Genomic DNA, 24,246 nt, shown 5'->3' on the forward strand with positions numbered 1-24,246 from the left:
GCCCGGTGAGCGTGCGGAGTGAGCCGGTTTCGCGAGCCCCGCGGGCGGGCCGGGTCGACGGCGAGCAGTTGCGCGACCACATCGCGGTGGAGTTGGCGCGGGCCCGCGCCCGCACCGCTCTGCTGACCGAGGTGGTCGATGACGCCGACCTGACGCGCCAGCACTCACCGCTGATGTCGCCGTTGGTCTGGGACCTTGCCCATGTCGGTAACCAGGAGGAGCTCTGGCTGGTCCGGGACGTCGGGGGCCGGGAACCGGTCCGGTGTGACATCGACGAGTTGTACGACGCGTTCAAGCAGCCGCGCCGGGACCGCCCTGCGCTGCCGCTGTTGCCGCCCGCGGAGGCGCGCGCCTACCTGGCCACCGTTCGGGACAAGGTGCACGACCTGCTCGACGCGGTGACCTTCAGCGAGCGCCCGTTGGTCGCCGACGGGTTCGCCTTCGGCATGATCGTGCAGCACGAGCAGCAGCACGACGAGACCATGCTCGCCACCCACCAGCTGCGCTCGGGGCCGGCGGTGCTGCACGCCCCGGCGCCGCCCGAGCCGTCGGTCCGGGTCGGCACGGAGGTGCTGGTGCCGGCCGGCGAGTTCACCATGGGCACCGACACCGATCCGTGGGCGCTGGACAACGAACGTCCGGCGCACCGGGTCGACCTCCCGGCGTACGTCATCGACGCCGCCCCGGTGACCAACGGCCAGTACGCGGCCTTCATCGCCGACGGCGGCTACACCGAGCAGCGCTGGTGGAGTGCGGCCGGCTGGGAGCATCGCGTTCGGGAGCAGCTGAGCGCTCCGATGCACTGGCGTCGCGACGGCGACGACTGGTCGTATCGGCGCTTCGGTGGGTGGGCGCGGGTCCGCGCCGACGAGCCGGTGGTGCATGTGTGCTGGTACGAGGCGCAGGCGTACGCGGCGTGGGCCGGCAAGCGGCTGCCGACCGAGGCGGAGTGGGAGAAGGCGGCCCGGTGGGATCCGACGACCGGGCGGTCGCGTCGTTACCCCTGGGGGGACGACGACCCGACCGAGGCGCACGCCAACCTCGATCAGCGCCATCTGCGGCCGGCGCCGGTGGGCGCGTATCCGGCCGGGGCGTCGCCGTTGGGTGTGCACCAGCTCATCGGCGACGTCTGGGAGTGGACCTCGACCGCGTTCGACGGGCATCCGGGGTTCGCCGCGTTCCCCTACCGCGAATATTCGGAGGTCTTCTTCGGCGGCGACTACCGGGTGCTGCGTGGTGGCTCGTTCGGCACCGACCGCTCTGCCTGCCGGGGCACCTTCCGTAACTGGGACTATCCGATTCGCCGGCAGATCTTCAGCGGTTTCCGTTGTGCCCGGGACGCGCGACCGGACGAGTCGTACCGGTGATTCGCCGCACGACCGGCGGCCCGGCGGCGGGCCGTGGGCGCTGATGTGTCGCCACCTGGCCTACCTGGGGCCGCCGGTCACCCTGGCCGAGCTGTTGTTCGACCCTCCGCACTCGCTGGTGCGGCAGTCCTGGGCGCCCCGCGACATGCGCGGCGGCGGCACGATCAACGCCGACGGGTTCGGCGTCGGCTGGTACCCGGGTGAGGGTGAGCCGGTGCGCTACCGGCGGGCGCAGCCGATCTGGAGCGACCCGACCATCGCCCAACTGGCGGCGGTGACCCGAAGCGCGGCGGTGGTGGCGGCGGTGCGCTCGGCCACGGTCGGGATGGCGGTGCTCGACGGCGCGGCGGCGCCCTTCGCCGAGGGGCGGTGGCTGTTCAGCCACAACGGTGTGGTCCGCGGCTGGCCGGACGCCGTGGTGCCGCTCGCCGCCGCTCTGCCGGTGCGGGACCTGCTCACCCTCGACGCCACCACCGATTCGGCGCTGCTCTGGGCGCTGGTGCGGCATCGGTTGCGCGCTGGTGCCGACCCGGTCGAGGCGGTCGGGCGGACGGTGACCGACGTCGCCGCCGCCGCCCCCGGGTCGCGGCTCAACCTGCTGCTCACCGACGGGCACCGGGTGGTGGCCAGCGTGGCGGGGCACGCGTTGTCGGTCCGCGAGACGCCGGGTTCGGTGCTGCTCGCCTCCGAGCCACACGACGACGATCCCGGGTGGCGGTCGGTGCCGGAGGGGCACCTCGTCGTCGCCACCGCGGGTGAGGTGCGGGTACGTCCACTGCCGACCCCGGTCAGCCGCGCCGGGCAGGCACGCAACGGTTGATCGAACGAAAGGAGCGAACCGATGACCGCGGAACCCCTGGAGATCTACCTCGAAGAGGGTGACCTGGAGCGTGGCCTGCGCGACGACGTCCGGGCGGGGCTGAGCGCCGAGCGGAAGTGGCTGCCGCCGAAGTGGTTCTACGACGCCCGGGGCAGCGAACTCTTCGAGGAGATCACCCGATTGCCCGAGTACTACCCGACCCGGGCCGAGCGGGCGGTGCTGGCCGCGCGCGCTCCCGACATCGCGGCGCTGACCGGGGCCAAGACGCTCATCGAGTTGGGCTCCGGCTCGTCGGAGAAGACCCGGCTGCTGCTGGACGCCTTCACCCGCCGCGGTGGGCTGGGCACGTTCGTCCCCCTCGACGTGTCGGTCAGTGCGCTGCGCGGGTCCACCGCCCAGATCGCGGCCGACTATCCCCGCCTGCGGGTGCGGGGCATCGTGGGGGACTTCACCCGGCAACTGGACCGGCTGCCCACCGGCGGTCGGCGGTTGGTGGTGTTCCTCGGCGGCACCATCGGCAACCTGTTGCCCGCCGAGCGGGCCGAGTTCCTGTCCTCGATGCGCGCCGCGCTGGAGGTCGGCGACTGGTTGTTGCTCGGCACGGATCTGGTGAAGGACCCGTCGGTGATCGTGCCGGCGTACGACGACGCCGCCGGGGTCACCGCCGAGTTCAACCGCAACGTGCTGCACGTGATCAATCGGGAGTTGGGCGCGGACTTCGACCCGGCCGCGTTCGAGCACGTCGCCGTGTGGGATCCCGACCACGAGTGGATCGAGATGCGGTTGCGGGCGACCCGGCCGATGAGCGTGCGGGTGCTGGGGCTGACAGTCGATTTCGCGGCGGGGGAGGAGCTGCGCACCGAGGTCTCGGCGAAGTTCCACCGGGAGGGGATCGCCGCGGAGCTGGCCTCGGGCGGCTTCGCCACGGCGGAGTTCTGGACCGACCCGGACGCGCTCTTCGGCGTCACGTTGGCGCGGGCGCGGTGAGCCTGTTCACCCGGCTCGGCCGGGCCGGGTGGTGATCCGATAGGCTGATCACGCGAAGGGGAGTAGCCCCCAATGTCGTGGTCGACATACTGGTGCGTTCCGCATCCGGCCACGCGGCCCCGGTTCTTCCGGGGCGGGCGAGACCTTCGACTCAGGCTGTTGCAGCCGGGTCGAGGGCGCCCCTGTACCTCCTCCCGGCGTGAACGGGAAGGACGTCATGGAGGGATTTTTCGCCGCGCTGGTCATCAGCTTCGGCGTCATCTTCGTCGCCGAGCTGGGGGACAAGTCCCAGCTGATGGCGCTGACCTTCGCCACGCGGTTCAAACCGATCCCGGTGCTGATCGGCATCACTGTCGCCACAGCGGTGGTGCACCTTGCGTCGGTCGCCATCGGCGCGGGTCTCGGGGCGGTGCTGCCGACCGAGTGGATCTCCCTGGTGGCCGGTGTGGCGTTCCTCGGGTTCGGCGCGTGGACGCTCCGCGGGGACAAGCTCACCGAGGAGGAGAAGCGCAAGGCGGAGAAGACCAGCAAGACCGCGATCGTGGCGGTGTCGGTGGCGTTCTTCCTCGCCGAGCTGGGCGACAAGACGATGCTCGCCACGATCACGCTCGCCACCAAGTACGGCTGGTTCGGCACCTGGCTCGGCTCCACCATCGGCATGGTGGCCGCGGACGCGTTGGCCATCCTGGTCGGCCGGATGCTCGGTCGGCGGCTGCCGGAGAAGACCATCAGGTACGGGGCCGCGATCCTCTTCGCCATCTCCGGTCTCTGGCTGATCCTGGAAGCGGTGAACGAGCTGACCTGAGCGCCGACTAGCCGCCCGGAGGGCGGGTAACGGCCCGGGGTGGATCCGGCCGAGTTGTTGCGCCAGGGCGACCAGGTGCTGGTTGCCGTGGTGGAGGTGGCCGGCGCGCTGGTGATCTTCGTGGGCGCGGTGTGGGCGGCGGTGCGGTTCGTGGTCGAAGGGCTGCGACACCGCAGCGCCGCCCGCTTCACGCCGATCCGGCTCTCGCTGGGCCGCTTCTTGACCCTGGGCCTGGAATTCCAGCTGGCGGCCGACGTGCTGCGCACGGCGGTGTCCCCGTCGTTCACGCAGATCGGGCAACTGGCCGCCATCGCGACGATCCGAACGGCGTTGAACTACTTCCTGGGCCGCGAGATCCGGCAGGAGCAGCGTCAGGTGGCCGAGGGGGAGCGTCGACCGTGACGGGCACCCTGGTCACGGCGGTCACCGCCCTGGCGCTGGTCGCCGGAGTGCTCACCACGCTCACCACGGGGGCGCTGCGCAGCGGCGTCCGGGTGCTGCTGGACCTGCTCACCGCGGCCGGTCTGCTGCGGCTCGCCGGCGAGCCGGGTTGGAACGGACTGGCCGGCGCGGTGGCGATCATCGCCCTGCGTCAGCTGCTCGGGGCGGCGCTCAGCCACCCACCACCATGGTCCGGCCGACAATCCCCGGCGCGCTGCGCCGAGGACGATCACCACCTACCGTTGGCCTCGACAGGTGAAACGGGAAAAGCGGGAGGATGACCACATGAGCCGGCACGACGAACCGAACGAGTACGGCTACGCCGGCGGTGCCACCGCCCCGGAGCCCCCGCCCGGCGGGAAGCCCGACGAGCAGGATCGCGTCGAGGCGGTGGCGGTGCCGGGCGACGACCTCACCGGGCCGACGGCCGAGGCGCTGGTCGAGGAGACCGAGGACCTGCCGCCGGCCGACCGTCGCCGCTGAGCGCGAGCCCGCGCGGTTGGTGCGGCGGCGCGGCACGGCGGCGAACCCGCGGTCGCCGCGCCGCCCTCGGCGCTTCGCGTTCGCCGGGCCGCGCCGACGCGTTCAGCGGGCGTCGGGGTGCTGGTAGACGTCGGGTACGCCGTCCCCGTCGGCGTCCAGCCGCTCCCGCTCCGCCACCCTCCGGTACGCCGCGTTGCGGCGGCTGAGCACCGTGGCGGCCAATCCGGCGGAGATCACGGAGCCGAGCAGCACGGCCGCCTTGACCCGGTCGTCTGCCGTGCTGCCCGCCCCGAAGGCCAGGTCGCCGATGAGCAGTGAGACGGTGAAGCCCACGCCGGCCAGCAGGGCGATCCCGAGCAAATCGGCCCAGGTGATGTCCTCGTCCAACTCGGCGCGGGTGAACCGGGCCAGCAGGTACGTCGAGCCGAAGATGCCGATGCTCTTGCCGAACACCAGGGCGGCGACGATGGCGATCACGATCGGGTCGCTCAGCAGGGCGCCCAGGTCGGTGCCGCGCAGGGTGACCCCGGCGGCGAAGAGGGCGAAGATCGGCACCGCGAAGCCGGCCGACACCGGCCGCCAGCGGTGCTCCAGGCGGGCGGCGAGCCCACCCTCGCCGGCCTCAGCGCTCGCGGCGACCGGCTGGTCGCCGCCCGCCGGACGACGGGCGAGCACCGGGACCGTGAAGCCGAGCAGGACACCGGCGACCGTGGCGTGCACGCCCGAGGCGTGCATCAGTGTCCAGGCGGCGACCGCGAGGGGGATGAGCGCCCACCACCAGGTGCGCCCCCGCTGCACCAGCACCGCGAAGAGCGCGATCGGCGCCAACGCGGCGAGCAGCGGTACGGGGTGGAAGTCGGCGGTGTAGAAGATCGCGATGATGGTGATCGCGAACAGGTCGTCGACCACCGCGAGGGTGAGCAGGAATGCGCGTAGGCCCTGGGGCAGATGTGAGCTGACCACCGCGAGGACGGCGAGCGCGAATGCGATGTCGGTGGCGGTCGGAATGGCCCAACCCCGCAGGCCCTCCCCGCCTCCGCTCAGCACCACCGTCACGTAGATCAGCGCCGGCAGCAGCATCCCGCCGAGCGCGGCCGCGATCGGCAGTGCGGCTCGGCGCGGGTCGCGGAGGTCACCGGCGACGAACTCCCGTTTGAGCTCCAGGCCCACCACGAAGAAGAAGATGGCCAGCAGGCCGTCGGCCGCCCAGGTGGCCAGGTTCAGGTCGAGGTGCCAGGGCGCGCCGGGCCAGGGCACCACGTCGCCGAGTCGCGTGTACGAGTCGGACCACGGGGAGTTGGCCCAGATCAGCGCGATCACAGCGCCGACCAGCAGCAGCGCGCCGCCGACGGTTTCGGTACGCAGCACGTCGGCCAGATGCCGGGCCTGAGGCCACGACGATCGGGAGAACAGCCGGATCTTCGGCGGACGCGGGCCGGATGGCGGGGTGGGGAAGGTCAACTTCGGGCTCACCTACGGGAGTCGGGACGGCAGGAATCCACTCGCCGACCAGACTTCCCGGCACACCGCTGTCGACCCTATCCGGCGGCGCGGTCGGCGGCGACCGCTGGGCCGATCGGACGTCATCCGATCGGCCTCCGACTTTTTTCCCCGGTTGTCGCCGCAGCCGAATGGGTGTTTGTCGGGTTGGTCATGCGGGCGCACATCTCGCCGCCGGAAAATACATAACTCCGGACATAAGCCGTATGAGCCGCTTTAATGGTTTCACGAGTTTAGAGACGACCTTGGGGGTTTTCGTGAAGTTCTTTGCCGTAACCGGACCGGCATGGGGGCGCTCCTGATGGACCTGCTCCGCCAATTGCGCCACGTGCGTCGGCACTGGTGGGTCGCGCTGGTCACGGTCATGGTGGCTCTCGGCGTCTCGGCGTTCCTGACCGTACGTGCCCAACCTCGGTACGTCGCCTCGGTGACCTTCTTCGTCACCACCCCCAGCACCGGCGTGACCGACGCCTACCAGGGCGGGCTCTTTCTCCAGCAGCGCGTCAAGTCGTACGCCGACCTGCTCAGCAGCGACCGGCTGGCGCAGAGCGTGGTGGCCGAGACTCCGGTCGGCCTCACCGCCGACGAGGTGCAGCGCCGGGTGAGCACCTCCACCGAGACCGGCACCGTTCTCCTGCGGGCGTCGGTGACCGACACCGACCAGACTCGCGCGTTGCGCGTGACGGAGAGCCTCGCCAACAAGTTCGTCGAGCTCGTTCAGAAGGTCGAGACGACCCCGGAGGGCAAGACGCCCATCAAGATCGAGATGGTCAGTGGTCCGCGGGTCAGTGCCAACCCCGTCTCGCCGCAGCCGGTCCGCAACCTCACCCTCGGTGGCGTGGTCGGCCTGATCCTCGGCATCGGTCTGGCGATCCTGCGCGGTGTCGCCGACGTCCGACTGCGCGACGCCGCCGGCCTGCAACGCGCCACCGGCAGCCCGCTGCTCGGTGAGATTCCGTTCGAGGCCAACGCCCGCAGCGCCCCGCTGATCGTGGGCGACGCCGCGACCTCGGCACGCGCCGAGGCGGTGCGCAAGCTGCGGACCAACCTGCGCTTCGTGGACGTCCACGAGCCGGCCCGGGTCATCGCGGTGACCAGCGCCCTGCAGGGCGAGGGCAAGACGACGCTCTCCTGCAACCTGGCCATCGCGTTGGCCGAGGCGGGCTGGCGGGTGCTGCTGGTCGACGCCGATCTGCGCCGCCCGAAGGTCGACGACTACCTGGGCCTGGACGCCGGCGTCGGCCTCACCGACGTGCTGGTGGGCGACGTGAAGGTGGGCGACGTCGTGCAGCGCTGGGGCGACAAGTCGCTGCTGGTGCTGCCCAGCGGGTCGGCCCCGCCGAACCCGAGCGAGCTGCTCGGCTCAAAGGCCATGTCGGACCTTCTGCTGGCGCTGCGTGAGTCGGCGGACATCGTGATCATCGACACCGCGCCGCTGCTCGCGGTGACCGACGGCGTGGTGGTGGCCGTGCAGGCCGACGGCGCGCTGCTGGTGACCCAGCAGGGCCGTACCTCGCGGACCCAGGTCGCCGCGGCGGCCCGGTCACTGCACTCGGTCTCGGTCCGGCTGCTCGGCTGTGTGCTCAACATGGCCAAGGTGGCCAAGGCCGAGGCGTACCAGTACGAGGCCTACCGGGTGGTGGCCTCGACGGCCGAGGCGTCGGTGCCGTCCGACCGGGCCGCGTCCGGCCGGCACAGCGCGACCGCCGACGGGGTCAACGGCGTCCCCGACCACACCCAGGAACTCACCCGGCTGCCCCGATGAGCGCGGCGAGGGGTCGCAGCGACCGTTCGATCTCCTCGGCGCAGCGTCGGAAGTCGGCCGCGGTACCGCCGATCGGGTCCCGAAGGTCGTCCTCGTCCGGGGCGGCGGGTTGCAGCCGTCCCCGGGCCTGGGCGGCGGCGGCGATGGCCGCCCGCAACGGGTCGTCGGCCGAGTCGGCAGGCGGCTCGGCCGCCGCGGCCAGCCGGCCGAACTGGCGCAGCGTGAACGTCCGATGCAGCGCCCCCGGCGCCAACGCGGTGCAGACCGAGCGTTGGCGTCGGGTCGCGGTCAGCACGAGCGTCGCGTCGACCAGATACTCGGGGCGCAACCCCCGGGTCCGGAACGCCGCCGGGTCCGCACCGCTCTCGGTCGCGACCTCCAGGGCGTACGGGTGCATGGCCAGCCCGTCGATCGCGTCGGTGCCGGCGCTGGCCACCTCGACGGGTCGGTCCGCCAGCAGCCGGCGGGCCAGGTACTCGGCCATCGGTGACCGGCACAGGTTGGCGTGGCAGACGAACAACACGCGATCAGCCATCGGTGCCCCTCTCATCGGTACGGACACAAGCGCTCGCACCGCGGGGGCGGTGCGTCGACGCCGGTGGCCGCGCGGGGAGGGGTTGTCGGCATCGTACGCGCGCCGCACGCCGGCCGGTCGTGGTGCCGCGCCGGTCGTCGGCGATCCCTGTGGGACGGGGGCGCACCGGTGAAGATCGGCATCCTGTCGTACCACTTTCCGCCCGAGCCGGCGTTCATCCCGGGGAGCCTCGCCGAGGAGTTGGCTGCGCGTGGACACGAGGTACGGGTCCTCACCGGCTTTCCGGACTACCCCGGTGGCCACGTCTATCCCGGCTGGCGACAGCGGTGGCACCACGAGACGCACAGCCAACGGTTGAGTGTCCGACGGGTGCCCCGGTACCCCGGGGGTGCCGCGTCCGTCGCCGGCCGGATGGCCAGCTACCTCTCCTTCGCCGGCAGCGCGGGGCTGGTCGCACGCCGGTTCCTGGGTGACGTGGACGCGCTCTACGTCTTCCAACTGCCGGCGACCACGTTCGCCGCGGCCGGGGTGCTCCGGTTGCTCGGGCGGGTGCCGGCGGTGCTGCACGTCCAGGACGTCTGGACCCGCGACGGCGCGGACGAGGGGGGCGAGGGGCGCTGGGCGGCACGGATGGGCAGCACGATGACCCGGATCTACCGGACCGCGGCGCGAATCGCGGTCGCGGCGCCGTCGATGCGGGACCTGGTGGTCGCCGCCGGTGCCGACCCGGCCCGCGTCCGGCTGGTGCTGAACTGGACCGACGAGCGGATCTTCTACCCGGCGACGCCCGGCGCGGCGGCCCGCCAGCTGGTCCGTCGCGACGGTAGGTGCGTGGTGATGCACGCCGGGACCATCGGGGCGCGGCAGGGGCTGGAGACCGCGGTCCGTGCGGCCGCGGCACTGGATCGGACGATGGATCTGCTTCTGGTCGGTTCGGGCGCGGAGGAGCGGCGGGTGCGGGGGCTCGCCGCCGAGCTGGGCGCGGGGAACGTCCGTTTCCTGGAGCGGCGGTCGCCGGTCGACATGCCCGAGCTGTACGCCGCCGCCGACTACCAACTGGTCATGTTGCGCGATCTTCCGGAGCTGCGCGGCATGGTGCCCGGAAAGCTCCAGGCCGCGCTCTCCTGTGCCGCGCCGGTGATCGCGTCCGCCGGCGGGGACACGGCCGAGCTGGTTGAACGGGCTCGGGCGGGTTTGTCCTGCCCGCCGGAGGACTGGGCGGCGTTGGCCGACAGGTTCTGGTTGGCCGCCACCATTCCGCCGCCGACCCGCACCGAGATGGGTCGCCGGGGGCGGGCCGCGTATCTGCGCGAGATGTCGCTGCCCGCCGGCGTGGACCAGATCGAACGGCTGTTGCACGAGGCGGCCGGACGGGTCGCACAGCCCGCCACGGAACTACGAGGAAAACTCGCTTAAAGGACGACAAACGCAATAACGGTACGAACTTCCCTGAGACATGCTAAGAACGTCAGGGAATCGACCTTCTGTCCGGTTCCGTGAACGGGAGTGTGGTGTGACGGTGAGCGAACGACCGATCCGGCGGCGGAGCCGGTCCCGGCGTCGTCGGCGGGCCCGACTGCGACGGGCCCTCCTTGGTGCCCTGGTGGTCGGCTCGCTGCTGCTGGCGACCGGCGGGTGGATCGGCTTCCGCGGCTGGCAGGCGCGCACCCACCTGCTCAACGCCGCTGGCCTGGCCCGAGAGTTGAGCGCCCAGACCGTCGGTGGGGACACCGATCGCGCCCTGCGGACGCTCGCCGCCCTTCAGGAGCAGGCCGGCGCGGCCCGCGCGGCGACGGCCGACCCGGGTTGGCAGCTCGGACGACGTACGCCGATCGCCGGCGACGACCTCGACGCCGTCGCGCAGATCGCCGTCGCCATCGACGAACTGGCCCGACACGCGTTCCCGACCCTGCTTCGGGCAGACCTGACCAGCCTGGTGCCGACCGGCGGCCGGGTGGACCTCGCCCGGCTCGCCGCCGTCTCCACGCAGCTGACCGAGGCCCACGAGTCGGTGCAACGTACCCGCCAGAACCTGGCCGCGGTGCCAGCCGACAGTCTGGTCAGCCAGATCCGGCAGGCGCTGAGCGACCTGCGCGACGAGATCGACCGGCTGGCCAGCCTCACCACGGCCGCCGACCAGGGAGCCCGCCTTCTCCCGCCGCTGCTCGGCGCGAACGGCCCACGCCGCTATCTGCTCGTCTCGCAGAACCTGGCCGAGTTGCGTGCCACCGGTGGCATGTTCGGCGCGTACGCGATGATCGAGGCGGAGAACGGCAAGGTGAAGATGGGCAAGCAGGGCAGCAGTGCCTCGCTCGGCCGGTTCACCCCGGCGGTGAAGGTGCCCGCCGAGACCCGGGCCCTCTGGACGGACCTGCCCGGCATCTATCCCGCCGACGTCAACCTGTCTCCGCACTTCCCGACCGCCGCGACGTTGTACCGCGAGATGTTCCGGCGCAAGACCGGCACCACTGTCGACGGCGTGCTCGCCGTTGATCCGGTGGTGCTGTCGTACCTGCTCAAGGCGACCGGTCCGGTGCTGGTGCCCGGCGGTGTCCCGCTCGCCAGCGAGAAGGTGGTGCAGACCCTGCTCAACGACAGCTACCAGCGCCTCGACGTCAAGCAGCAGGACGACTTCTTCGCGGCGTCCGCCGCCTCGGTGTTCGACACCTTCTTCAAGAAGAATGTCAACCCACGGGTGTTGTTGTCCGCATTTGACCGTGCTATCACCGAACGCCGGATATTGTTCTGGAGTGCCCGACCTGAGGAACAGCGGACATTCGGCGAGAGCCGGATGGCCGGGACGCTTCCGGAACAGGACACCGTGCCGACTGTCGGCGTGTTCCTCAACGACGGCAGCGGCGCGAAGCTCGGCTACTACCTGCGGCCGACGGCGAACCTGACGGTCGGCGAATGCCGGGCGGACGGCCGCCGTGAGCTTCGGCTACGGGTGACCCTGCGCTCAACGGCGCCGAAGTCCGGACTTAGCGAATCCGTACTCGGCCTCGGCCTGGCTGGCGATCCGTACACCGCCCGCACGTTGGTGTCGATCTTCAGCCCGGCTGGTGGAGCGGTGCTGGAGGCCCGACTGGACGGGGCCGAGACGGCGCTTGGCAGCGGCACCGAACGCCGCCGTCAGGTGGCGACGGCCAGCGTCGACGTCGGCCCCGGCGCCGAGAGGGCGCTGGAGGTCACCGTGCTGACGGCCAAGACCGGCGTCGGGCAGGCCGAGCTGTGGCTGACCCCCACCGCCAGCCCCTGGACCACCCAAGTTCATTCCGCACCAAGCTGTGATCAGTAGGAGGGAACCAATCATGCGGCTATCCCGCATCATCATGGCGCTCACGGTCGGCCTGGCCGTGGTGGCCGTGCCGACGGCAGCGGGGGCGGCACAGCCGCAGCCGACGCCCAGCGCGACCACCGACCCGCCGCAACCGCCGCCGTACCCGCCGACCGCCGCGTCGCTGACCGTCAACCGACCGACGATCTACCTCGGCGAGACGGTGGTGCTGACCGGTACCAACTTCGGCCCGAACGAGACCGTCGACATCACCGTGACGGTCACTCCGCAGGCCGCTCCGGCCGGCGGTGTGGCTCCGGCTCGCCGCAGCGACGGCAGCACCGTGGCCATGGCTCCGGTGGCCTACCAGGCGAGTGCGCCCCTGCACTTCACGGCGTACACCGACGCTCAGGGCCGCTTCACCAAGACCTACAAGCCGTCGGTGACGGGTCTGCTGACCTTCACCGCCACGGGCCGGGAGTCCGGCCGTACCGCCTCCACCGAGCTGCGGGTGCTGCACAAGAAGCAGCCGCTGCCTGTCACGGGTGACAGCCTCGGCACGCCCATGAAGCTCGGTGGCGGCCTGGTCGGCGCCGGAGCGGTGATGTTGCTGCTGACCCTGGCCTGGCGTCGCCGCCAGCGCTTCGGTGGTGCGGCGCACTAATCCACACCACCGGGCTGCGCCCGGATAGCACCGAAGCTGGCGCCCGTCGGAACACTCCGACGGGCGCCAGCCTGTTCGGAGAGACCGGACAGCCAGCCCTTCCGGGGGACCGTCTTTGGTCCGGCCACGCCCGCCGATACCGAGGTCGACATGCCGCGGTGCGAGCCGTCGCGGTCCAGCCATTGCCCGCCCATACGAAGGTCGACATGCCGCGCTACGACCTTCGGCCCGGCGTGTCCGTCTTGCGGCCTATGCGTGGTCGGTCCGTTCATGATCGACTCGGATTTCCTGAAGTCGGGGGGCCCGGGTGTCCGGGATGCCCCGACGTCCGTGAACCCGAGTGGATCAAGCAGGTCTTGGGTGATCGGCGCCTCGGGCGCAGGCGTTGTGTGGATGGTTTGTCCGTTGCTGGGTGCATTGGGGCGTGGTCGGGCGCGCTCGTGGGCCGGAATCATGGCCGGGCCGGGGTCGTTACATACCCTGACGATCGCAGCACCACCGACCCGCCGCCCGACCCTGGGGGCTGGTCGCGCAGGCTGGAATGCCAGCCTCCACCCGGTCGTTACAGTCCCCACGAACGACCGACGAGCACCGCCACGATGAGGGTGCCGACCCCGGAATGACCCCGGCCCGACGGTCGTTACACAGGGACCGGCGCGGTGAGCCCTCCGGCTCGCCAGGTCGCCGACCCCGACGCCTGACAGGGCGTCACCCCCCAAACTTTTCCTCTTTGTTTGTGCAGCGCCGGACGAGGTGCTCACACCCCACCGCCCCCCTTTTGGCGGTGTGGGTGTCCTACCCCCGAAGGAGCTACCCCTCATGAACACGATCTTCCGTAAGAGCATGCTGTCTGTTGCTGGTCTCGCGTTCGCCGGTGGTGTCTTCGCCGGCCCGATCGCCGCCCACGCCAACCCGGCCGATGCCACGCCGGTCGCGGTGGCCGTGCAGTCGGGGGCGCCGAAGCCGCAGGGCGAGCAGTCCCACATCAGCCTCAACGACGAGCAGACCGCGAACGTGAAGGCGATCATCGCCGCGACGAAGAAGGCCGGTCTGCCGGAGCGGGCCGCGGTCATCTCGATCGCGACGAGCCTGCAGGAGTCGAAGCTGGAGAACCTGGGTCACCTGGGCGACAGCAACGACCACGACTCGCTGGGCCTGTTCCAGCAACGCCCGAGCTCGGGTTGGGGTACGCCGGAGCAGATCACCGACCCCGAGTACTCCACGACCGCGTTCCTCAAGGGCCTCAAGCAGGTCGACGGGTGGCAGGACATGCCGCTGACCGAGGCCGCGCAGACCGTGCAGGTGTCGGCCTACCCGGACGCCTACGCCCAGTGGGAGCAGCAGGCCACCGACCTCGTCGCCCAGCACTGGAACAGCTGACCACACCACCGCACCACCGCATGACACCGACCGCTGGCCGGCACCCTCAACCCGGGGTGCCGGCCAGCGGCATCTCCGTGCCCTGACCCCGCACAACCGCACCGACTTGCTGGCCGGCACCCCACCCGGGTGCCGGCCAGCGGCGTACCCCGGTCAGGTTTTGTGGTGGTGACTCCGCCTGATATCGATCAGCGCGGTGATCAGCGCGAGCGCGATGATGCCGGCGGCGAGCATGAGGGACTGTTCGAAGGCGTTGGTCCAGTCCCCGCGGCTGTCGGCCAACGTGGAGAAGAACAGCGAGCCGACGGCGGCGATGCCGGCGGCGGCGCCGATCCGCTGGCCGGTCTGGAGCATGCCAGCGCCGCTGCCCGCCTGATCGACCGGCACCTCGGAGAGGGTGATCGTCTGGTTGGGGGCGATCACCAGTCCGCTGCCGATGCCGGCGACGAGCAGTGGGCCGGCGGTGACCCAGGGCGCCGGGGCGTCCGGGAAGAGGCGCAGTGCGATCACCGTGGCGGCCAGTCCGACCACCACGGTGAGCAGTCCGATGGCCACCAGTGGTCGGCCGAAGCGGTTGACGATGCGGCCACCGAGCACGGCGGCGGCCGCGGAGCCCAGGGCGAAGGGGGTGATGGCCAGGCCGGCGACGAGCGCGCTGTAGCCGAGCCCCATCTGCAGGAACAGGGTGAAGATGAAGAAGATCGCGGTGAAGCCGCCGAAGTAGACGAGCGCCAGGATCGAGCCCAGCGTGTACGACTGGAAGCTGAACAGTCGGAGGTCGAACAGGGGCTGGTGCTGGCGTGCGTACCGCCGCTCCCAGAGCCCGAAGGCGACCAGCACCGCCAGGCCGGCCGGGATGAGCGCCCACTTCCACGGGGTCCGCCACTGCTGCTCCTGCACCAGTGGCAGCAGGACGAGGACCACACCGATGCCGAGCAGCAGGACGCCGACGGGGTCGAGTCGATGCCAGCCGGGTTGACCGGTGGGGCGCCCGGGCAGCAGCCGCCAGCCGAGGATCACCGCGAGGACACCGACCGGCACGTTGACGAAGAACACCCAGCGCCAGCCGTGTTCCTCGCCGCCGATGGCGATGAGCAGTCCGCCGAGCAGCGGCCCGACGGCGGTGGAGATGCCGATGGTGGCGCCGAGCAGCCCGAACGGGCGGGCGCGTTCGGGCCCGCGGAACAGTTGCTGGATCAGCCCGATGACCTGGGGGTTGACGATGCCGGCGGCGGCGCCCTGCAACAACCGGGCGATGACCAGCCAGGTCGGGGAGGTGGCGAGGCCGGCGAGCGCGCTGGTGATGGTGAACAGCGCGATGCCGAAGACGAAGGCGTTGCGCCGGCCGCGGGCGTCGCCGAACCGGCCGGCGGGCACCAGTGCCAGGCCGAAGGTGAGCGCGTACCCGGAGAGAATCCACTGCAGATCGCTCGACGACGCGTGCAGCGCCCGGTCGATGGAGGGCACGGCCACGTTGACGATGCTCACGTCGAGCAGCGTCATGAAGGCGGCGACGAGTCCGACGCCGACCGCCTGCCAGCGTCGTCGGTTCTCGGCCGCGGTCACCGGCTGCGGCGTCTGCGCCGCGCTCATCGTGCCCCCCGTCGACCCTTGGCCATCCATGGTTGACCGCTACCCGGGTCTTCGGGGGGCGAACCGTGCCGGTTGGTTCCGCGGGTCACGCCATCTGGCGGGCGCAGAACCGGGGGCCGAAGTCGAGGCCGGCCATCGGTGAGTCCTCGCGGTGCAGCAGGCCCTTCTCGGTGAGCAGGTGCAAGGGGCTGCCCACCTGCTCCTCGGTGAGCCCGGATTCCTCGGCGATCAGGTCCGGATAGGGCACCTGCCCGCGTGCCTCCAGGGTGGTGACCGCCTGGTACACCCGTTGCTCGGCCTCCGACAGTTGCACCTGCTGCATGGTTCCTCCTTCTGCTCGGCCGCCACTGCGGTGGCGGCTGCCGTGCGCCGGTTACCCCCTCGGTGCCCGAAGATGCACACCCGATCGGGCGGTCGCGACGGCGGGCGGGTCCGGCGGTCGGGCGAGGGAGGTGCCCTAGGCTGCTTCCGTGATCGTTTGGGATCTCGTCGTTGTCGGCGCTGGCCCCGCGGGGCTGTCCGCGGCGCACGCCGCTGCCCGTGCGGGCGTGTCCACCCTTGTCGTCGAGCGAGCCGTTCACCCGCGGTACAAGACCTGCGGCGGTGGCCTGATCGGCACCTCGCTGGCGGCCGTCCAGGATCGGATCGAGGTGCCCGCGCACGACCGGGTGGACCGGGTGACATTCACCCGCGACGGCCGTCGGGAGTTCACCCGCCGCAACGGCAGTCCGGTGGTGACGATGGTGCGCCGCGAGGAGTTCGACGACCGGCTGCGCGCGGCCGCGGTCGCCGCCGGCGCGCAGCTGCGGGAGCGGGTCGCGGTCCGCGCGATCGAGCAGGACCCCGAGGGGGTACGCCTGCGGCTGGCCGACGGTACGACCATCGCGGCTCGTGCCGTGATCGGGGCGGACGGCTCGTCGGGGGTGACCGGGCGGCACGTCGGGGTTCGCTACCGGCAGGTGGATCTGGGTCTGGAGTTGGAGATTCCGGTGCCGCCCGTCGAGCAGGAGCGGTGGCGGGGCCGGCTGCTGCTGGACTGGGGTGCCATGCCGGGGTCGTACGCCTGGGTCTTTCCCAAGGGCGACCGGCTGACCGTCGGCGTGATCGCCGCGCGCGGGGCGGGGGAGGGGACCCGTGACTACCTGCGGCGGTTCGTCGACCGGTTGGGTCTGACCGGGTTGCCGGCGGAGCACGACTCCGGTCACCTGACCCGTTGTCGGGCGGAGGATTCACCGTTGCGCAACGGCCGGGTGCTGGTCGTCGGGGATGCGGCCGGTTTGCTGGAACCGTGGAGCCGGGAGGGCATCAGCTTCGCGCTGCGCTCCGGCGAGCTGGCCGGAGCTGCGGTCGCGGGCGGTGACCTGGCCGGCTACGAGCGGGCGGTGGCCGAGCACCTGCTGCCGGAGATGCGGGCGGGCTTCCGGCTGCTCGACGTGTTCACCCGTCGCCCGGACGTGTTCCACGCCCTGTTGGCGACCCCGCCGGGCTGGCGGATGTTCGTGCAGTTTTGCCAGGGGCGGGCGAGCTTCGACGAGATGCTGCGCCGCCGCCCGATCCGGGCCGCTCTCGCGGTGCTCGACCGGTTGTCCCATCCATCGCGCCAGGCCACCACTGCTCACCCAGGATCCTAGGACGCCTTACAGGGTGTGCGCTCGACTACTGGTGTCGACCCGTGTGGCCGCCGGACAATCACAGCGGAGCAGGAGGAGGCGCTGATGACCGAGCAGCCGTTCACCGACGACGAGTACGCGTTTCTGCGCCACGTGCGGTTCGGGGAGTTGCCGCCCGCCGTCCGTCCCGACGAGCGGGTGGCCCTGACCGAGACCGATCCCGGGCGCGACCGGCCGGAGGAGTCCGAGGATCCGATCCGCTGGAACGTGCAGGGCTGAGAACGCGCGGCGGGCCGCGGGTGTCGCCACCCACGGCCCGTTCGTGATGCGCTGCGGTCAGAAGACGGGCACGCCCTCGCGGACCAGACGCCAGTTGGGCTGGAAGAAGTCGGCCGGGTCGATCGTCCCCTTGGCCTGCGCCCAGTCGATGAGCAGCTGGCGGATCTCCTGCTGCGCGTTGTAGACCTGGGTCTTCACGATGCCGGGGAAGTTGCCACCCCCGCTGCGCCGGTAGTTGTTCACCGCCACCACGAACTGGGCGTTGTCCGCCACCGGGGTGTCGGTGCCGGACAGCACCAGCCGGGTGATCCGCTGCCCGACCGGCTTGGAGATGTCGATGTCGTAGTCCAGGCCGGAGAAGACGTCGTAGTTGTAGTCCGGCACCGCCGGGTCGCTGATCTGCTCCGGGTCGACCGGGGCGCCCGGCGCGACCGTACGGAAGTACTTCGCCGAGTACTCCAGGTAGGCGCGCACCTCGGCCCCGCTGAGCACGACCGCCTCGAGGGTGTTGTCGTACACGTACAGGCCGGCCACGTCGCGGATCTTCACGTCGCCGGCGGGGAAGACGGCGGTCCGGCTGAACGGCGCCGCGATCGACAGCACCGGCAGGTCCGCGTACGCCGTGCCGACCAGCGCCGCGCCGACCACCTCGGTCTGCACGTGGTTGATGAAGTCCAGGATCGGCGTGTCCTTGTACCGCGACTCCGCCGCCGACAGCTCCACGGTGGACGTGGCGACGACCTGGTTGACGTACGCCACGGTCTTCTGGTGCTGGGCCCGCACGGCGGCGAGCACCTTCGGGTCCTCGACCACGGTGTTGGTGTTCAGCATGGTGGCGGCCTTCTTGGTGATCGTCCACCGGCCACGCTCACGGGTGAGGGTGAAGTCCATCCGGGTGAGTCGCTGGCCCCACTTCGACGGCTCGGAGAGCAGCACCTGCGTGCCGGTGCGCTCGTTGGTGACGAACCGCTCGACCACCTCGTTGTGCGCGTGACCGAAGAGGATCGCGTCGATCCCCGGCACCTGCTGGGCGATCAGCGCCACCGGGTTCTCGTTCGGCAGCTCCGGGCCATAGCTGGAGGTGCCGCTGTCACCGCCGTGCGCCGAGATCAGCACGAGGTCCGCGCCACGGGCCCGCATGATCGGCACCCACTTCGCGGCGGTCGCGATCATGTCGTCGAAGCGCAGCTTGCCCTCGACGTTGCCCTTGTCCCAGATGGCCACACCGGGATTGGTCAACCCCAGGATGCCGACCCGCAGGGTCGGCGCGGCGAAACCGAGGGAGACCTTCTTGATGACGTACGGCAGGAAGGCGGGCTTGCCGGTCGTCGCGTTGACGGCGTTCGCGGCGAGCGCCGGGAAGCCGAGCTGGCGGATCCACAGGTCCAGCAACGGCAGACCGTAGTTGAACTCGTGGTTGCCCAGGGTCACCGCGTCGTAGTCGATGACGTTCATGGCCCGTGCCATCGGGTGCTTCTCCCCGGTGGCGGTGATCGGCTCCTGCTTGGCGTAGTACGTGGCCAGCGGCGTGCCCTGGATCGTGTCGCCCGCGTCGAGCACCAGCGTCGCCTTGCCGCGCCGCTCCCGACGGATCTGGTTGATCAGGGTCGCCAGCTTCGCCACGCCGATGTCGTTCTGCTTGCTGTCGTCGTACTCGGCGTCGCGGTAGTAGTCCCAGTTGTAGACGTTTCCGTGCGTGTCCGACGTGCCCAGGAGGGTGAGGTCCCAGGTGCGCGGGCGGGCCGCGCCGGCCGCCTGCGCGGGCGCGGCGGCGATCAGCGGGGTGGTCGCCGCGGCCGCCGCGGCGACGAGCACCTGGCGGCGCGACGGGCCGGAGGGAGAGGTCATGACGTGCCTTTCCATGGGGGTGGACGCGCCTCGTGAGCGCCTTGCGCACCATAACCAGCAGCTGGCACTGCCGCCACGGCAGCCCCGGTCGTCGCGGCGGTTTCCGCAGGCCGACGCAGGGTAGGGCGGTCAGGGACGACATCCGCGGGAGAGCCCCGCTTCCCGCGCGCAGCGAGGAGAATTTCAGTGAGCGAGGACCAGCACACCCAGCAGGACCCGACCAGCCAGTACGGCCAGCAGTCCGGTCAGCCCGCACAGCAGCAGTCAGCGCCCGGCTCGACCCGGGAGATGACCCCGAAGCCGGACCACGGGGAGGAGTCGTACCGGGGCAGCGGCAAGCTCGACGGCAAGCGGGCGCTGATCACCGGCGGTGACTCGGGGATCGGCCGGGCGGTCGCGATCGCCTTCGCCCGGGAGGGCGCGGACGTGCTCATCTCCTACCTCGGCGAGGAGGAGGACGCCGACGCCCGGGAGACCATCCGGCTGGTCGAGGCCGCCGGCCGGCGGGGCGTCGCGGTACGCGGTGACATCACCGACGAGGCGCACTGCCAGGAACTGGTCGACCGGGCGGTGCGCGAACTGGGTGGCCTCGACATCCTGGTCAACAACGCGGCGTACCAGATGTCGCAGGACAAGGGAATCCTCGGCATCAGCACCGACCAGTTCGACCGGGTGTTCAAGACCAACCTGTACGCGATGTTCTGGCTCTGCAAGGCCGCCATTCCCCACCTGGCCGAGGGGTCGGCGATCATCAACACGTCGTCGATCCAGGCGTTCGACCCGTCGCCGCAGCTGCTGGACTACGCCACCACCAAGGCGGGGATCGCCAACTTCACCAAGGCCCTCGCCGCCGACCTGGCCGAGCAGGGCATCCGGGTCAACGCTGTCGCACCGGGGCCGGTGTGGACGCCGCTGATCCCGTCCACCATGCCGGAGGAGAAGGTGAAGCAGTTCGGCACCGACACCCCGGAGGGGCGTCCCGGGCAGCCGGCCGAGCTCGCGCCCGCGTACGTCTTCTTCGCCTCGCAGGAGTCCAGCTACGTGACCGGCGAGATCCTGGGAGTCACGGGCGGCCGACCGACCAAGTGACCCGCCGTCGGGTGGGCGTCCCCTCGGGATGCCCACCCGACGTTGTGGCCCGCTCGCGCCGCTCGTTCATGCGGCCCGTTCATGCGGACCGTTGTTGGTGCGGCTCGTCGACGTGGCCGTCGTTGATGCGGCGTGGTCGCGTGGCTTGTTCGCGCGGCCCGTGGTGGTGCGGCCTGCTCGTGTGGCTCGCTGCTCAGCGTGGCCAGGCGGCGAAGCGGTGCCGGATCTCGGCGACGTCGGCGGCGCTCAGGCCGTACCGGCCGAAACGTTGGTCGGAGAGCCGGTCCAGGTAACGGCCGGCGGCGCGCACGTCGTCCGGGTCCAGCGCGGGGTCGACCTGCCGTGCCAGCACCAACAGTTCGGTCACGTCGTAGTGGTCGAGGGCCGCTGCCACGTCGATGAAGTCGCGAACCTCCCGCCGGTTGACCAACGCCGCGATCTTGTTCGCCACCAGGTCACGGACGTCCATCACCGGGCCCAGGTCCATCACCACCGGGCTCTGCTGGCGGTCCAACCGGGCGAGGCTGAGCCGGATCTGCCGTCCGTCGCGGCTCACCACGAAGTCCTTCATGTCCTGCTCGTACCCGTCGAACAGCTCGGCCAGCTCACTGTCCGGGTCGGCATCACTCACGGTGAACCCGGCCCGCTCCAGGGCCACCCGCACCCCGGCGGACGCGGCCGCGGCAGCGCCCTCCACGTCCGCGAAGAGGTCCACGTCCTCCGTCGGTCGGGCGACCAGCCCGTGCGCCGCCCACGCCACCCCACCACCCAGAACGAATCGGTACGGCCCGGCGGCGGCCAGCGCCACCCGGGCCACCTCCCGGTAGAACTCGTGCAGATGAGGCTGGATCACGCCGCGCGCAGGCCGCGGTGCCGGCTCTCCCACGCCTGGCGTACGCCCCGAGGCAGGTTGAGCAGTCGCCACACCCGACGCAACGTCCGCCCGTTGATCAGAGCGCGCAGATCGTCGGCCCGAGTGGTCTCGCGAAGCACGTTCTCGTACATCCAGAGCAGCTGGTCGGGGTCGCCGAGGTCGAAGGTGCGCTCGGCGTTCCACATCAGCCGTACCGGCAGCTCCACCACACCTCGGGTGGGACCGGCAAGCTCGGCGAGCGTCCGCGCCACCACGGCGGGGCGACCCGGGCGGGCCAGAAAGGCCACGCCGGTTGCGGTGGGGGAGACGGCCTGCATGGTGTCAGGGTAACGCCCACCAGAGCCGGTGTCGCTCAGGTCGATCCCAGCACGCTGCTCCAGGCGCGCCGCCTGGCCCTCATCACCTCGAAGTTTGTCCGGTTTGCGCGAGCTGGTGGGCTCGGCCCGTTCGTGATCGACTCGGGTTTTATGAAGTCGGGGGGTCCGGGTGTCCGGGATGCTCCGACTTTCGTGAACCCGGGTGGATCAGGCTCGGCCGGGGGTGGTTTGGGCGTGTGTGAGCCGTGCCGTCTGGGTGGTTTGCCGGGTGGTGGGTGTTGGTGGGGTGTGGTCGGGCGCACGCGTGGGCCGGAATCATGGCCGGGTCGGGGTCGTTGCATACCCTGACGATCGCAGTACCACCGACCCGCCGCCCGACCGTGGGGGCTGGTCGCGCGGGTGGGAATGCCAGCCCGCGCCCGGTCGTTGCAGTCCCCACGAACTCGATGGGCGCCGCCTCGATGAGGGTGCTGATGGATGGGCCGCCCCCGGAATGACCCCGGCCCCCCGGTCGTTGCAGTCCCCACGAACGACCGCAGGCACCGCCTCGACGAGGGTGCCGATGGATGGGCCGCCCCCGGAATGACCCCGGCCCGACGGTCGTTACACAGGGACCGGCGCCACGAGCCCCCCCGCTCGCCAGGTCGCCGACCCGACGCCCGACACGGCGTCACCCCCCAAACTTTTCCCCTTTGTTTGTGCAGCGCCGGACGAGGTGCTCACACCCTTGCCGCCGCCCCCCTTTTGGCGGTGTGGGTGTCCTACCCCCGAAGGAGCTACCCCTCATGAACACGATCTTCCGTAAGAGCATGCTGTCTGTTGCTGGTCTCGCGTTCGCCGGTGGTGTCTTCGCCGGCCCGATCGCCGCCCACGCCAACCCGGCCGATGCCACGCCGGTCGCGGTGGCCGTGCAGTCGGCCGCGCCGAAGCCGCAGGGCGAGCAGTCCCACATCAGCCTCAACGACGAGCAGACCGCGAACGTGAAGGCGATCATCGCCGCGACGAAGAAGGCTGGTCTGCCGGAGCGGGCCGCGGTCATCTCGATCGCGACGAGCCTGCAGGAGTCGAAGCTGGAGAACCTGGGTCACCTGGGCGACAGCAACGACCACGACTCGCTGGGCCTGTTCCAGCAACGCCCGAGCTCGGGTTGGGGTACGCCGGAGCAGATCACCGACCCCGAGTACTCCACGACCGCGTTCCTCAAGGGCCTGAAGCAGGTCGACGGGTGGCAGGACATGCCGCTGACCGAGGCCGCGCAGACCGTGCAGGTGTCGGCCTACCCGGACGCCTACGCCCAGTGGGAGCAGCAGGCCACCGACCTCGTCGCCCAGCACTGGAACAGCTGACCCGCACCACCACACCACAGCACGACACCGACCGCTGGCCGGCACCCCCAACCCGGGGTGCCGGCCAGCGGCACTTGCGTTTCGGTGTGGCAGACACATGGTCGCCGGTCGCGCACGTCGCGCCGCCGGGAGCGGATGCCGCGACACCGGGTGCCCGCTGGTGGCGGACGCCGCGATGCCGCCGGGTGCCCGCCGGGTGCCTGCCGGGAGCGGATGCCGCGACACCGGGTGCCCGCCGGTGGCGGACGCCGCGATGCCGCCGGGTGCCTGCCGGGAGCGGATGCCGCGACACCGGGTGCCCGCCGGTGGCGGACGCCGCGATGCCGCCGGGTGCCTGCCGGGAGCGAATGCCGCGACACCGGGTGCCCGCCAGAGGCGGACGCCGCGATGCCAGCGGGTACCCGCCGGAGGGTAGATGCCGCGCCGCCGGATGCCCGCCAGGAGCGGATGCCGTGATGCCGGCCGGTGCCCCTCGGAGGCAGCTGGCGGTCGCCGGAACCGAATGGCGCGCCGGCGGAGACGCATGGCGCGGTCCGGATTGGTGGCTGCCAGCAGATCTTGGACAGTTTCCGTTCCGCGTGAACGGAAACTGTCCAAGATCTCGTGGGTTGTGGCCGAAGCCGCAGCGCGATGGCGGGTGTCGTGGTCGCGAGGCGACCGGCGTGCAGCCAGCGAGGGGACCCGGCGGCAGGATGGCCAACGGAGCAGCGGGCGTTGAGGCCGCTGGCCGTCCGCCGCCACCAGCGGTGCGGCGGCGCGGCGGGGCGTTGACGCCACGGCCGGCCGACGCCAGCCGGCGGTGTGGCGACCGACGCCAGCGACCGGCCGGCCGACGCCAACCGACGGTGCGGCGACCGACGCCAACCGACGGTGCGGCGACCGACGCCAACCGACGGTGTGGCGGGAGTGGAGCGGCCGAGGCCATCGGCGCGCGGACACCACAGCGGTGCGGCGCGGCCCTGTGACCGCCACGCGGCGGAACGGGCGGGCTGGCTGTGCGATGGATGGTGGGCAACGCGGGGTGCGGGAACAACGCGGGGTGGGGGCTGGTTGTGGACAGTGTCGGTGTGACTCAGTGTCCCCGGGCCTCACCTAATATCGCCTTCGCGGAATACCGTTCGGCTGGAGCCGCGTCGTGCCACTCGCCGAGAGGCGACCTGCACACCGACACCAGCGCCGCCCCCGGCCCACCGGCCGGGGGCGGCGCTGTCTCGCTTCCTCGGTTCGCGAACCTGTCTCAGTTGACCTATCTTCAGAGGGTGGCTC

Annotated in this window: 23 protein-coding genes; 16 read left to right on the forward strand and 7 right to left on the reverse strand. The window is 71.3% G+C overall.

Features of this window, described 5'->3' with window-relative positions:
- Positions 1 to 11: 11 nt before the first annotated feature.
- The 7 genes from egtB (at position 12) to ABTW72_RS29430 (ending at position 4,903) form a co-directional block, all read left to right on the forward strand.
- Entirely contained in the window at positions 12 to 1,367 is a 1,356-nt protein-coding gene (egtB, locus tag ABTW72_RS29400; RefSeq protein WP_350864305.1) for an ergothioneine biosynthesis protein EgtB, read from the forward strand.
- A 43-nt stretch (positions 1,368 to 1,410) separates the two neighbouring features.
- Positions 1,411 to 2,187: an ergothioneine biosynthesis protein EgtC gene (gene egtC, locus ABTW72_RS29405; RefSeq protein ID WP_350864307.1), complete on the forward strand. Its 777-nt coding sequence runs from the start codon at positions 1,411 to 1,413 to the stop codon at positions 2,185 to 2,187.
- Between the two features lie 21 nt (positions 2,188 to 2,208).
- Positions 2,209 to 3,174, forward strand: coding sequence for an L-histidine N(alpha)-methyltransferase (egtD, locus tag ABTW72_RS29410; RefSeq protein WP_350864242.1), 966 nt, complete (start codon positions 2,209 to 2,211; stop codon positions 3,172 to 3,174).
- 217 nt (positions 3,175 to 3,391) lie between these two features.
- Positions 3,392 to 3,979 (forward strand): TMEM165/GDT1 family protein, encoded by a 588-nt coding sequence (locus ABTW72_RS29415; RefSeq protein WP_350864244.1) that lies wholly within the window; start codon positions 3,392 to 3,394, stop codon positions 3,977 to 3,979.
- Between the two features lie 39 nt (positions 3,980 to 4,018).
- Positions 4,019 to 4,381: a DUF1622 domain-containing protein gene (locus ABTW72_RS29420; protein WP_091397850.1), complete on the forward strand. Its 363-nt coding sequence runs from the start codon at positions 4,019 to 4,021 to the stop codon at positions 4,379 to 4,381.
- Positions 4,378 to 4,701 (forward strand): hypothetical protein, encoded by a 324-nt coding sequence (locus ABTW72_RS29425; protein WP_091397853.1) that lies wholly within the window; start codon positions 4,378 to 4,380, stop codon positions 4,699 to 4,701. The genes ABTW72_RS29420 and ABTW72_RS29425 overlap by 4 nt, the downstream gene beginning before the upstream one ends.
- 4 nt (positions 4,702 to 4,705) lie before the next feature.
- Positions 4,706 to 4,903, forward strand: a complete 198-nt coding sequence (locus ABTW72_RS29430) for a hypothetical protein (RefSeq protein WP_238672039.1) — start codon at positions 4,706 to 4,708, stop codon at positions 4,901 to 4,903.
- 102 nt (positions 4,904 to 5,005) lie between these two features.
- Here the strand turns inward: ABTW72_RS29430 and nhaA are convergent, their stop codons facing one another.
- Positions 5,006 to 6,364, reverse strand: a complete 1,359-nt coding sequence (gene nhaA / locus ABTW72_RS29435) for a Na+/H+ antiporter NhaA (RefSeq protein WP_502892266.1) — start codon at positions 6,362 to 6,364, stop codon at positions 5,006 to 5,008.
- A gap of 325 nt (positions 6,365 to 6,689) precedes the next feature.
- Here nhaA and ABTW72_RS29440 point away from each other — a divergent pair, with 325 nt between their 5' ends.
- Entirely contained in the window at positions 6,690 to 8,168 is a 1,479-nt protein-coding gene (locus ABTW72_RS29440; protein WP_350864251.1) for a tyrosine-protein kinase domain-containing protein, read from the forward strand.
- Here the strand turns inward: ABTW72_RS29440 and ABTW72_RS29445 are convergent.
- Positions 8,149 to 8,703, reverse strand: a complete 555-nt coding sequence (locus ABTW72_RS29445) for an arsenate reductase/protein-tyrosine-phosphatase family protein (protein WP_112673369.1) — start codon at positions 8,701 to 8,703, stop codon at positions 8,149 to 8,151. The two genes, ABTW72_RS29440 and ABTW72_RS29445, sit on opposite strands and share 20 nt — an antisense overlap.
- 168 nt (positions 8,704 to 8,871) lie before the next feature.
- Here ABTW72_RS29445 and ABTW72_RS29450 point away from each other — a divergent pair, with 168 nt between their 5' ends.
- The 4 genes from ABTW72_RS29450 (at position 8,872) to ABTW72_RS29465 (ending at position 14,024) form a co-directional block, all read left to right on the forward strand.
- The gene (locus ABTW72_RS29450) at positions 8,872 to 10,119 is read left to right on the forward strand and encodes a glycosyltransferase family 4 protein (protein WP_350864253.1); all 1,248 of its coding nucleotides are present in this window, start codon (positions 8,872 to 8,874) and stop codon (positions 10,117 to 10,119) included.
- A 103-nt stretch (positions 10,120 to 10,222) separates the two neighbouring features.
- Positions 10,223 to 12,001, forward strand: coding sequence for a DUF4012 domain-containing protein (locus ABTW72_RS29455; RefSeq protein WP_350864256.1), 1,779 nt, complete (start codon positions 10,223 to 10,225; stop codon positions 11,999 to 12,001).
- Positions 12,002 to 12,014: 13 nt separating this feature from the next.
- Complete coding sequence (locus ABTW72_RS29460; RefSeq protein WP_350864259.1) at positions 12,015 to 12,644, forward strand: hypothetical protein; 630 nt, start codon at positions 12,015 to 12,017, stop codon at positions 12,642 to 12,644.
- 819 nt (positions 12,645 to 13,463) lie between these two features.
- Positions 13,464 to 14,024, forward strand: a complete 561-nt coding sequence (locus tag ABTW72_RS29465) for a hypothetical protein (RefSeq protein WP_350864262.1) — start codon at positions 13,464 to 13,466, stop codon at positions 14,022 to 14,024.
- A 153-nt stretch (positions 14,025 to 14,177) separates the two neighbouring features.
- Here the strand turns inward: ABTW72_RS29465 and ABTW72_RS29470 are convergent, their stop codons facing one another.
- Both ABTW72_RS29470 and ABTW72_RS29475 read right to left on the reverse strand, forming a co-directional pair.
- Positions 14,178 to 15,617, reverse strand: a complete 1,440-nt coding sequence (locus ABTW72_RS29470) for an MFS transporter (protein WP_350864265.1) — start codon at positions 15,615 to 15,617, stop codon at positions 14,178 to 14,180.
- Between the two features lie 85 nt (positions 15,618 to 15,702).
- Positions 15,703 to 15,939, reverse strand: coding sequence for a hypothetical protein (locus tag ABTW72_RS29475; RefSeq protein WP_030491902.1), 237 nt, complete (start codon positions 15,937 to 15,939; stop codon positions 15,703 to 15,705).
- Positions 15,940 to 16,087: 148 nt separating this feature from the next.
- Here ABTW72_RS29475 and ABTW72_RS29480 point away from each other — a divergent pair, with 148 nt between their 5' ends.
- On the forward strand, positions 16,088 to 17,248 hold the full coding sequence (locus ABTW72_RS29480) for a geranylgeranyl reductase family protein (protein ID WP_350864268.1): 1,161 nt from the start codon (positions 16,088 to 16,090) through the stop codon (positions 17,246 to 17,248).
- Positions 17,249 to 17,332: 84 nt separating this feature from the next.
- Positions 17,333 to 17,506 (forward strand): hypothetical protein, encoded by a 174-nt coding sequence (locus ABTW72_RS29485; RefSeq protein ID WP_350864271.1) that lies wholly within the window; start codon positions 17,333 to 17,335, stop codon positions 17,504 to 17,506.
- Between the two features lie 57 nt (positions 17,507 to 17,563).
- On the opposite strand, the gene ABTW72_RS29490 is transcribed toward ABTW72_RS29485, so the two are convergent.
- On the reverse strand, positions 17,564 to 19,354 hold the full coding sequence (locus tag ABTW72_RS29490; protein ID WP_350864274.1) for a bifunctional metallophosphatase/5'-nucleotidase: 1,791 nt from the start codon (positions 19,352 to 19,354) through the stop codon (positions 17,564 to 17,566).
- Positions 19,355 to 19,540: 186 nt separating this feature from the next.
- Here ABTW72_RS29490 and ABTW72_RS29495 point away from each other — a divergent pair, with 186 nt between their 5' ends.
- Positions 19,541 to 20,443 (forward strand): SDR family oxidoreductase, encoded by a 903-nt coding sequence (locus tag ABTW72_RS29495; RefSeq protein ID WP_350864277.1) that lies wholly within the window; start codon positions 19,541 to 19,543, stop codon positions 20,441 to 20,443.
- Positions 20,444 to 20,636: 193 nt separating this feature from the next.
- Here ABTW72_RS29495 and ABTW72_RS29500 read toward each other — a convergent pair whose 3' ends face one another.
- Both ABTW72_RS29500 and ABTW72_RS29505 read right to left on the reverse strand, forming a co-directional pair.
- Positions 20,637 to 21,296, reverse strand: a complete 660-nt coding sequence (locus ABTW72_RS29500; protein ID WP_350864280.1) for a nucleotidyl transferase AbiEii/AbiGii toxin family protein — start codon at positions 21,294 to 21,296, stop codon at positions 20,637 to 20,639.
- Positions 21,293 to 21,634 (reverse strand): hypothetical protein, encoded by a 342-nt coding sequence (locus ABTW72_RS29505; protein ID WP_091400038.1) that lies wholly within the window; start codon positions 21,632 to 21,634, stop codon positions 21,293 to 21,295. The genes ABTW72_RS29500 and ABTW72_RS29505 overlap by 4 nt, the downstream gene beginning before the upstream one ends.
- Positions 21,635 to 22,419: 785 nt before the next feature.
- Between ABTW72_RS29505 and ABTW72_RS29510 the strand changes: the two genes are divergently transcribed.
- Positions 22,420 to 22,980 carry a hypothetical protein gene (locus ABTW72_RS29510; protein ID WP_350864282.1) on the forward strand — a complete coding sequence of 187 codons (561 nt, stop codon included), beginning with the start codon at positions 22,420 to 22,422 and terminating at the stop codon, positions 22,978 to 22,980.
- The last annotated feature ends 1,266 nt before the right edge of the window (positions 22,981 to 24,246 follow it).

It is taken from the genome of Micromonospora sp. NPDC127501, from assembly GCF_040302185.1.
Classification (GTDB): domain Bacteria; phylum Actinomycetota; class Actinomycetes; order Mycobacteriales; family Micromonosporaceae; genus Micromonospora.